Source organism: Megasphaera sp. MJR8396C (assembly GCF_001546855.1).
Classification (GTDB): domain Bacteria; phylum Bacillota; class Negativicutes; order Veillonellales; family Megasphaeraceae; genus Megasphaera.
In genome coordinates this window covers 213,977-221,575 of the sequence record NZ_KQ958206.1, presented here as the reverse complement: position 1 = coordinate 221,575, position 7,599 = coordinate 213,977, and the positions used below count along the sequence as shown (strand labels likewise).

Sequence of the window (7,599 nt, the reverse complement as noted above, 5' to 3'; positions counted from 1 at the left end):
GAGGTCGGAGTATCCTGCCCGCATTTAGATAAACCATGTTAATACTAAGGAGATCATCATGACTAAAGATGAATTTTATATGGGCAAAGCCCTGGCCGAAGCTAAAACGGCCTATGCCGTCGGAGAAATCCCCATCGGCGCCGTCATCGTCTATCAGAAAAAAGTCATCGCCAGGGCTTATAACCTGCGGGAGTCCCTGCCCTGTGCCACGGCCCATGCCGAGCTCTTGGCCATTGAAAAAGCCTGCCGCGCACTCAATCGCTGGCGCCTGACAGGCTGTACGCTATACGTCACGGTCGAACCGTGCCCGATGTGTGCCGGCGCCATCGTCAACAGCCGCCTGGACCGGGTCGTCTACGGCTGCGACGACCCCAAGGCCGGTGCTGCCCGCTCCCTCTTTCACCTCATCGACAGCGACAGTCTCAATCATGCCGCCGTCATTACGGCCGGCGTCCGCGCTGAAGAATGTGCGGGACTCTTAAAAAGTTTCTTTAAAGAGCGGCGGAAGAAAGGCACCTTCAGCCCTTCAAAAGATCCTGAAGATAAGCTTTGAAATCATGGCCCAGGTCGTCGCGGCGCAGGGCGTATTCGACGGTGGCCTTCAAAAATCCCAGCTTATTGCCGGCGTCATAACTGGTGCCCGTAAAGGTATAGGCATAGACCCCTTCGCGGTCGGCCATGAGGCGCAGGGCATCGGTGAGCTGAATTTCGCCGCCTTTTCCGGGTTGGACGCGGCGCAGGATTTCAAAGATATCCGGCGTCAGGATATAGCGGCCGAGGGCGGCCAAGCGGCTCGGTGCTTCGTCGACGGACGGTTTTTCAATCATGTCGATGAGCCGCACGATGCCTTCATATTTCGTCGGCATGCCGTGGACGATGCCGTAGCGTGAAACCTGGTCAAGGGGTACTTCCTAGCAGCCCAGGAGGGTCGATCCGACCTCACTAAAGGCCTCGATCATCTGACGCAGGGCCGGCCGCTCCGGTTCGTAGACGATATCGTCGCCCAAGAGGACGGCAAAGGGTTCATTGTCGATAAAGGATTCGGCACAGCGGATGGCGTCGCCGAGGCCGCGCATATGCTTTTGCCGGATATAGTGGACGTTGATGCCGGAAATATCCTGTACCATCCGCAAGAGCCGGGTCTTTCCCTGCTGGCGCAGCTGCAGTTCAAGGTCGATATTGGTATCGAAGTGATCTTCAATGGCCCGTTTTCCGTGACCGGTGATGATCAAAATTTCTTCGATGCCGCTCTGCAGGGCTTCTTCGACGATATACTGGATGACCGGTTTATCAACGATGGGAATCATTTCCTTAGGGATAGCCTTGGTCACCGGTAAGAACCGCGTGCCGTAGCCGGCCGCCGGAATGACGGCTTTGCGAACTTTTTTCTGCATCTGTTCAAATCTCCTTTTCGGCGACGGTCAAGGCGCTTTCAATGACGTCGTCCATATCATAATATTTATATTCAGCCAGCCGGCCGCCAAAGATGACGTTTCTTTCATGGCCGGCCAAGAGTGCGTACTGTTTATAGAGAGCCTGGTTCTTGTCATCGTTTACCGGATAATACGCTTCTTCGCCGCTGTGCCATTCCGACGGATATTCCCGGGTGATATAGGTCACCGGCTGGGTTCCGAATTCAAAGTGCTTGTGCTCAATGACCCGCGTATACGGCGTCTCCCGGTCGGTATAATTCATGACGGCCACGCCCTGGTGATTGACTTCTTCTAAGCGCTCCGTTTCAAAGCGCAGGCCCCGGTATTCCAAATGCCCCAGGCGATAGCCGAAATATTCATCGATAGGACCCGTATAAACGACCTTGCGGGCAATATCGAGATAGGACGACCGGTCCTTATTATAATCGATGTCGGTCCGCACTTCGATTCCGTCAAGAAGGCCGTCGATAAGGCCGTTGTAGCCGCCGATGGGGATGCCCTGATAAGGGTCGTCAAAATAGTTGTTGTCAAAGGTATAGCGGACGGGCAGTCGCTTAATGATAAAGGCCGGAAGGTCGGTACAACTCCGTCCCCACTGCTTTTCCGTATAGCCTTTGATGAGCTTGGTATAAATATCGGTACCGATGAGGGAAATGGCTTGTTCCTCTAAATTCTTGGGCTCCGTAATCTGGGCGCTTTGGCGCTGTTCTTCGATCTTAGCTGCCGCTTCTGCCGGCGTCACGATGCCCCACATCTTGGTAAAGGTATTCATATTAAAAGGCAGGTTGTAGAGCTCACCTTTATAATTGGCGACCGGCGAATTGACGTAATGATTAAACTCGACGAACTGATTGACGTAGTTCCAAACTTTTTTATTCGACGTATGGAAGATATGGGCACCGTAGCGATGGATGCGGATGCCCTCCTTTTCTTCGCAGTAAACGTTGCCGCCGACGTGCGGCCGCCGTTCGAGGACCAGGCACTTGCGCCCGGCCTTTTTCATTTCATGGGCAAAGACGACGCCAAAGAGACCGCTGCCGACGATAACATAATCATACATAGCAAAACACCACCTGATAAAAATGTACAGCCCTGCTGCACTGCCTTTTAAGATAACAAAATTAATGATAAAAATGGGATGTCCGGAAGAAATCGCTTACCGTCCAGCTTCAACCGATTAAGGAAGAGCGGCCGGGATGCCGTACATCGGTTCAGCCTTCAACACGGCGCGGCGAACGGCCTGTTCGACGACGTAAGCTGCCAAGGTCCCGGTCAGGCTGATTTCGGCTGAAACCGTTCCGATGCTGGCGGCATAAAGGGAGTCGCCGTCAGCCGTCGTATTAACCGGACGAATGGTGCGGACCATGCCGTTGCTGCCGAGGGCAGCTATTTTTTTCAACTGCGCCTTGTCAAAACGGCCATTGGTCACGATGGCGCCGATGGTCGTATTGGTCGTCGTTCCGACGGCTCGCTGAGAGAACAGGGTCGGCGTCAGGCCTGCTTCTTCCAGCATGACCCTACGCGTATCGGCAAAGCCCTTGCCATCACGGCTTCTCATGCCGGAGATGATGTCCCCAGACTCGCTGAGAACGTCGCCGACGGCATTGACGACGACGACGGCACCGACCACAAGATCACCGACAGCAACAGCATAGGCGCCGACACCGGATTTCATCATATAGTCAGGACCGCAGAGTTTTCCGACGGTCGCCCCTGTCCCGGCTCCGTAGCAGCCTTCGCGGAATTCACCATTAAAGGCGGCATCGCAAGCGGCATAGCCCATAGCCGCATCGGGACGGACGTCGTCACCGCAGCCGAGGTCAAAGATACACGAAGCGACGACTAAAGGAACTTTGGCAATCCGCGTTTCAAAGCCGATGCCTTGTTCTTCCAAATAGGTCATGACCCCCGTCGCCGCATTGAGGCCGAAGGCGCTGCCGCCGCTTAAGAGGATGGCATGGATCCCCGATGCAGCGGCCATAGGATTCAGCAGCTCCGATTCACGGCTGGCCGGTCCGCCGCCGCGGACGTCGACGGCACAGGGGGCACTCTTCGGAAAGACGAGGACTGTGCAGCCCGTCCCGCCCTTTCGGTCTTCGGCACTTCCCAGGCGAAACGTATCCGGCGCCAGGAGTTCCTGAATATCGATTTCTTTCATGGTCATACCTCCCTATTTCAGCTTTTCAAAGTCTTTCCAAAGCATGCTCGGCTGGATGCCCGTATTGTTCTGATACTTTCCGTGGGTATACTTATCGTATTCCCCATCGATGTCATGATAGTAGATCTGGCAGATTTCGACATTGGGATAAATCCGTATCGGCTGGACACAAAAGATTTCAAGGGTCCAGTAGCCGGCAAAGCCGACGTCACCAAAACCGGCCGTGACGTGAATGAAGACACCGAGACGGCCGACAGACGACCGACCTTCGAGCATGGGGATGTAGCCGTCGGTCCGGGTGTATTCATTGGTCCGTCCCAAGTAGAGTGTATTGGGCTGGAGGACATAGCCCGATTCCGGGATTTCGATCGTCGACGCCGGGTTGGGCTTGGCCATATCCAATTCGGCATGGTCGTATATCATCAGTTCGTTGTGAAGAGACAGATTATAACTATTGGGATTGACCCGTTCGGGATGAAAGGGTTCAATGATAATTTCTTTACCTAAATGTTTGACAATTTCCTTGCCTGATAAAATCATAAGGGCCACTCGCTTTCTCTGGTAATTTCATTTCTTATGATATAGCAAAACAGGCTCGATGTCCACGGCGCGACGGGCCGGTTTTTTCTTGTTGATATCGAAAAAGTCTTCGACATAAAAGGTAACCTTCTCCCCTTCTTCGGCGCGGACCCGATACAGGGATGCCGTACGGAAATAATACTGATGACCGCCGTATTCCCGGATGAAACCGGCTTTTCCGCCGGGGAGGATTTTATCAATGGTCCCCGTATGCTGCTCTTCCCCGGCATGCTTCTCAGCCATCCAGAAGGACTGGAGGCGGCGGAACAGTTCCCCTCGATCCGGAGGCGAAAAATCATAACTGTCGACTTTTGCGATGAGCTGAGGAGAAATCTTCCAGTTTTGCTCGGTCCGGATCATTTTCGCCAAGAGATAATGCTCATAGGCCGCTTCAAAATTTCCCATATTGTTCAAAGCTTCTGCCAACTGAACGATAAAATTGACCTTGGCCTTAAGCTCGCCGGGAGCCGCCATGGCCGATGCCCCGTAGCGCCGCATGGCGCCACTGTCGCCCTTGGCCTGGGCAGCAAAGAAGAGGCCGCGATAGACGATCCAGTGCTGTTTGTACTTCAACAACTCTTCAAACCGCTGCCGCGCATCTTCAATCTGTCCCTGGCGGAGCTCACAGAGTCCGATGCGGTAAGAAAACCAAATATCGTTGTCGTGATGCAGTTCAGGAAAGATTCCCAAGGCCATCCGGCAAAGTTTGATGCACTCATCGTACTTTTCTTCCTTGATGAGGACCCGGCTCATGAGGGCATACCAGTGTTCCCGGTCGGAAGCGATGACCTGATCCCGACCGCGAAGGTTAACCTTTTTCTCTTCATCGGACAAGAGATCCGGATCGAGGCGGCGCAGATAGTCTCCCATAAGGCCGGCCAGCGACGGCGGCTTGGTCTTTAAGACGTCGACCATCCGCCACACGGCTAAGGTATACGGCGTGTACTGGCCTTGCTGACTGTACTTTAAAATGGCGTCGACGGCACGGCGAAAGTCTTCAAAGGTATGGAGCCGTTCGTCGAATTTCTGGATGTATAAGTAATAAAGGCACCAGCAGTAGATGCCGTGAAGGTTGGTAAATTCCGGAAAGGCGATGATGCCGGCCCGGGCAATTTCCCGCCCCTTGGCGTAATTTTTGACCTTGCGCAGGGCATAGGCATAGTAATAATAGTCCCAATTCGTCCAGGAACCGTCAGGCGCCGCCTTGTCGTACATGGCGATGACGTCGTTGTATCGGCCTTCCCGACAAGCCTCGCGGGCTGCAAAAGAATCCATGAAAACACCTCCTACCCTTTTATCATATCGTGTTATCATATCGTGTTATCATGCCTATTATAGCATATGTTTCTTCTATTTTAAGAATTATGAGAACCGCCAAAAAAAGAAAACAGCAAAAAGGAGCTTTTCCACGATAAGCCATCGTAGAAAAGCTCCTTCCATAGGGCTCGCTATGACCTGAACGTAAGGCTCATAGCCAAGGCCTTATTATCCTTTAATTTTGGCGATTTGTTTTTCCAGTTCCGGCATGACTTCAAAGAGATCGCCGACGATGCCGTAGTGTGCGAATTCGAAAATCGGTGCATCGGGATCTTTATTGACGGCAATGATCAATTCGGCATCCTGAACGCCCAATTTATGCTGGATGGCACCGGAAATACCCATGGCGATGTAGATTTTCGGCGCAATCTTCTTGCCCGTAATCCCGATCTGCAAATCATGGGGAGCCCATTCGTTGTCGACGAGGGGTTTGGAAACGCCGAAGGCGGCTCCGATACGCTGTGCAAATTCTTCGACAGCTTTCATGCCTTCTTCGTTCTGAACGCCGCGGCCGGCGCCGACGACGATGTCAGCCGATTCAATGGACAGGCTTTCGGCAGCGTTTTCGACAGCTTCAAAGTTGGTTACTTTGACCGTCGGAGCATCGCCGCTGAAATCGACCTTTTCCTGGATGACTTCGCCCTTACGAGACGCATCAGCCGGTGCCCCGTGGAAAATCTTGTCGCTGACCGTACCGAGCTGCGGGCGGGTCGTCGTCTGGATTTTAACCAGGAGCTTGCCCGTGAAGGCCGGACGAATCCAAGTAAGCGTATCGTCATCGCCTTCGTGGAGGACGTCGATGCAATCGGCAACGAGGCCGACTTTCAATTTAGCCGACAGGCGGCCGCCGAGGTCACGGCCGTTCGGAGAACCACCGATGAGGATGACGCTCGGTGCGTATTTTTCGACCAAAGCGGCAATCGCTTTCGTATACAAAGCCGAGTCGTAGCCTTCGAGTACCGGATCTTCTACGGTAACGACAGCGTCTGCACCGTAGGAAATCGCTTCTTCAGCCGCTTTGCTCATGTCAGCGCCGACAGCATAGGCGACGACTTGTTCGCCTTTTTTGTCAGCCAGCTGACGAGCCTTGCCCAACAATTCAATGCTCAGCGTGCTCAAGGCACTGCCGGCAACTTCAATATATACGCTGATGTTGTTTTTCAATTCCATAGTTCAGAGCCCTCCTTACAGTAAGTTCTTGGCAGTCAGATCTTTAACGAGATTAGCCGCGAGGTCCGCCGGGGTGTCACCTTCGATCATAATGCCGACGGGGTTCGGTTCCGGTGCGAACATTTCCGTAACTTTTGTTGCCGAACCGGATTTGCCAACACTTGCTGCATCGAGGCCCAAATCTTCGATACGCCATACGTCGAAGACAGCCTTTTTGGCAGCCATCTTGCCGCGGATTTTCGGGGAACGCGGCGTATTGCTCTTGTCCGTAACCGAAACGACGGCCGGTACCTGAGCCTGAATCGTTTCAACACCGCCGTGGTTGGCACGAGTTGCCGTAATCGTCGAGCCTTCGACGCTGACCGAATCGGCGTAGGAAACGAGAGCGATATTCAAATACTGAGCGACAGCCGGAGGAATCTGGCCCGTATCGCCATCGGTAGAGCGCTTGCCCGTAAATACCAAGTCGACGTCGCCGATTTTTTCAATAGCCTTCGATAAAATCAGGCCCGTTGCTAACGTATCGGACCCTGCCATGCGTTCATCAGAAACGAGAACGCCTTTATCAGCACCGACTGCGATGCCGTCACGCATGACTTCCGCGGCCTGAGCCGTGCCCATGGTGATAAGGGTAATCGTGCCGCCTACTGCGTCTTTGACAGCGACAGCTGCTTCGATAGCGTGTTTGTCAACAGGGTTTAACATCGACGGAGCACCGACACGAACCAGGTTATTATCTTGTGCAATTTCGATTTCGGAAACTGCGGGAACTTGCTTTACTAAAACTACAATATTCATAGAAGAACCTCCTTTATAAGGACTGTAAGAATAGTGCATTCGCATATTGCGACTCTCTTATGTCCACTATTATACTCTATATTTAAAAATTTATCAATTAAGAATTGTTTTTAATTATATAATTTTTTCCGTAAAAATCTCGTA

The 7,599-nt window shown here is 52.9% G+C and carries 7 protein-coding genes and 1 pseudogene; 1 reads left to right on the top strand and 7 read right to left on the bottom strand.

Annotated elements, in window-relative coordinates:
* The first annotated feature begins 58 nt into the window (after nucleotides 1-58).
* Complete coding sequence (gene tadA / locus HMPREF3201_RS10120; RefSeq protein ID WP_062412941.1) at nucleotides 59-553, top strand: tRNA adenosine(34) deaminase TadA; 495 nt, start codon at nucleotides 59-61, stop codon at nucleotides 551-553.
* On the opposite strand, the pseudogene galU reads toward tadA, so the two are convergent.
* The 7 genes and pseudogenes from galU to HMPREF3201_RS10085 form a co-directional block, all read right to left on the bottom strand.
* Nucleotides 519-1,394, bottom strand: a pseudogene (gene galU / locus HMPREF3201_RS10115) (UTP--glucose-1-phosphate uridylyltransferase GalU). The gene tadA and the pseudogene galU overlap by 35 nt on opposite strands.
* A 4-nt stretch (nucleotides 1,395-1,398) precedes the next feature.
* Nucleotides 1,399-2,493, bottom strand: a complete 1,095-nt coding sequence (gene glf, locus HMPREF3201_RS10110; protein ID WP_062412940.1) for a UDP-galactopyranose mutase — start codon at nucleotides 2,491-2,493, stop codon at nucleotides 1,399-1,401.
* Nucleotides 2,494-2,610: 117 nt separating this feature from the next.
* The gene (locus HMPREF3201_RS10105) at nucleotides 2,611-3,591 is read right to left on the bottom strand and encodes a P1 family peptidase (protein WP_062412939.1); all 981 of its coding nucleotides are present in this window, start codon (nucleotides 3,589-3,591) and stop codon (nucleotides 2,611-2,613) included.
* A 12-nt stretch (nucleotides 3,592-3,603) separates the two neighbouring features.
* Nucleotides 3,604-4,131, bottom strand: a complete 528-nt coding sequence (gene dcd, locus HMPREF3201_RS10100) for a dCTP deaminase (protein WP_062412938.1) — start codon at nucleotides 4,129-4,131, stop codon at nucleotides 3,604-3,606.
* A 27-nt stretch (nucleotides 4,132-4,158) separates the two neighbouring features.
* Nucleotides 4,159-5,445, bottom strand: a complete 1,287-nt coding sequence (locus HMPREF3201_RS10095) for a tetratricopeptide repeat protein (protein ID WP_062412937.1) — start codon at nucleotides 5,443-5,445, stop codon at nucleotides 4,159-4,161.
* Between the two features lie 210 nt (nucleotides 5,446-5,655).
* Complete coding sequence (locus HMPREF3201_RS10090) at nucleotides 5,656-6,657, bottom strand: electron transfer flavoprotein subunit alpha/FixB family protein (protein WP_062412936.1); 1,002 nt, start codon at nucleotides 6,655-6,657, stop codon at nucleotides 5,656-5,658.
* A 15-nt stretch (nucleotides 6,658-6,672) separates the two neighbouring features.
* The gene (locus HMPREF3201_RS10085) at nucleotides 6,673-7,455 is read right to left on the bottom strand and encodes an electron transfer flavoprotein subunit beta/FixA family protein (RefSeq protein ID WP_062412935.1); all 783 of its coding nucleotides are present in this window, start codon (nucleotides 7,453-7,455) and stop codon (nucleotides 6,673-6,675) included.
* Nucleotides 7,456-7,599: the final 144 nt, after the last annotated feature.